We start from the raw sequence: 1,900 nt of genomic DNA on the forward strand, positions 1-1,900 counted from the left end.
AAGCAGTGAATAACCCGCCCAGCCAACCGGAATCGAACCACGTTTGATTTTCTCGATGGTTTCGGTAACAGCTACGACCTGTTCTTCCACGTGATTCAGACGCTTCTGCTGACGAACAGCATCGACTGCCATAGCGGCAATTATTTCGATTTCAGTCATGTGTTGTGGCTGATGGTTGTAGCTGCCAGTTTCACGAATTGACGGAAGCACCTCCTCGCACACCCAATCCTGTACACGTTCGGCCGAGGGGAGATGGCTGCGCATGATTAGACGGTAGGCATCAGACTCTAATGCCAAAATGATACCTTTAGGTCTGAATCCTAAACCTAATTCCTCTGTTTCAGCACAATTAAGTTTAATCAATGACTTACAGTGGTCATTTGCCGCCTTTGCTGGTTGGGCGTAACCTAGTGACTCAGCCAATTCAACAGCAAAAAACACTGGCTTACCTTGGTACAACATGCCGCTCAGCGAAATACCGAGATCAGCAGAGTTAAATATCATCAGTTGGTTATTCATCACTACCGTCCTGTTGTGGGTTAGTCCTTCGGGGCAGGAAAGACACGCGGCAAATCCGGCCTCAGTTCATGGGCCAGTACTTCGCCATTTGTTAAATCAACAATTTCCGGAACTGACTTCGCCGAGACCTTTTTCTTACAATTCAGCCAGCTACTAATAAGTGACTGAGGGCGCCCAATCGCGACAGCTAATGACTTTTGGCTGCCTGCAATCTGAATTGCTCGCTCTACTGCGGGGTGCTTCATGACTTAAACTCCACGTTAATATCTAAAGTGATATTAGTGTTATGGCAGCGACAAATCAATCCCTATAGTTATTTTTGCAAATAAATCACCAAAGAGATAAAATGCGCACATTGACTTAAAGGAGTGAAATATGAATTTTGCTGAACGTATGAAGATTGCAATGATGCAGAGTGGCTTCACTCAGGGGCGCCTCGCAAAAGAAGCTGGAATAGCTCAGTCCATGATATGGAAGCTAGTTTCAGGTAAAGCTGAGAAGACGGGGAGCTTAGTAAAGATTGCCAGCGTTCTTGGTGTTCGCCCAGAATGGCTTAGTGATGGCATTGGGCCTATGAGAGAGGAAAAGAAAGAGATTACATCAACTGAGGTGAGTTACGTCGGGACATTCCCAGTGGCGCTATACGAGCAAGATCGCCCTACCGGACATAGCATTCCAGTACCTGACCTAATAAAATCAGATAGTTGCCGAGCATACAGGCTCAATACTAATAGTGGATGCGCCGAAGCACCAGCAGGTACTATTGTGGTAGTTGATAGCAGTGAAGAGGCGGGAAATGGTGATTTAGTCTATGCCAAGATTGGGGGGGGTTATTCCGTATACCGCTTTGTGCAGGGCGGTGCTAGCGGCTTTCTGTCCGTTGACGACTCGAGAGTCCCATTAGTTCCTGTTGATTCTGAGGTTGAATTTTTTGGCGTTATTATATTTTTGATCCGCAACCTAAAAAGAGGTTGATCCGCATAGATGCGAGTAGCAGCAACATACATTCCGACACCCACCCTAAGCAGTCCCACTTCCATTCTATACCTCCCGACTCATACCACTGTAATTATAGACAGTGGTATGTATTATTTATCATAAACCACAATTTATCAAGATAAACCAACCAATCACTTTGGGGGGATAAAAATACCCAAAGTAATCAATACGATAAATTCAAATCAAAAATATTATCACTTTAGGGATTGACCGGCTAATATCTCAAGTGATAATATTTTTTCCATCGACAGACGGCTCGGTAATAATAAATGAAGAAATCAATACGGGAATTTAATTCCTGCCTCGTCAGGGTGGGACAGGGAAAGTATATAGATATCGCCATCACACCCAGCCCCGCACCTAATAACGACCATATGGTTGA

General features: G+C 44.8%; 3 protein-coding genes. 1 reads left to right on the forward strand and 2 read right to left on the reverse strand.

The annotated features are described in order from the left end of the window. Together AEP37_RS23525 and AEP37_RS23530 are read right to left on the reverse strand one after the other, a co-directional pair. Positions 1–519: BRO-N domain-containing protein (locus tag AEP37_RS23525; RefSeq protein ID WP_280512723.1), on the reverse strand; the 519-nt coding region annotated here is incomplete at its 3' end. A gap of 20 nt (positions 520–539) precedes the next feature. Continuing rightward, a complete protein-coding gene (locus AEP37_RS23530) occupies positions 540–764 on the reverse strand; it encodes a transcriptional regulator (protein WP_049615599.1) in 225 nt (74 codons plus the stop codon). 130 nt (positions 765–894) lie between these two features. On the opposite strand from AEP37_RS23530, the gene AEP37_RS23535 reads away from it, so the two are divergent. Continuing rightward, positions 895–1,494: a helix-turn-helix domain-containing protein gene (locus tag AEP37_RS23535; protein ID WP_049615600.1), complete on the forward strand. Its 600-nt coding sequence runs from the start codon at positions 895–897 to the stop codon at positions 1,492–1,494. Positions 1,495–1,900: the final 406 nt, after the last annotated feature.

Origin of the sequence: Yersinia pekkanenii (assembly GCF_001152565.1) — a bacterium.
Lineage (GTDB): Bacteria > Pseudomonadota > Gammaproteobacteria > Enterobacterales > Enterobacteriaceae > Yersinia > Yersinia pekkanenii.

Bases quoted from the DNA above. Each gene is read 5' to 3' on its own strand.
- AEP37_RS23530 (WP_049615599.1), bottom strand. From the start codon at position 764: ATGAAGCACCCCGCAGTAGAGCGAGCAATTCAGATTGCAGGCAGCCAA.
- AEP37_RS23535 (WP_049615600.1), top strand. From the start codon at position 895: ATGAATTTTGCTGAACGTATGAAGATTGCAATGATGCAGAGTGGCTTC.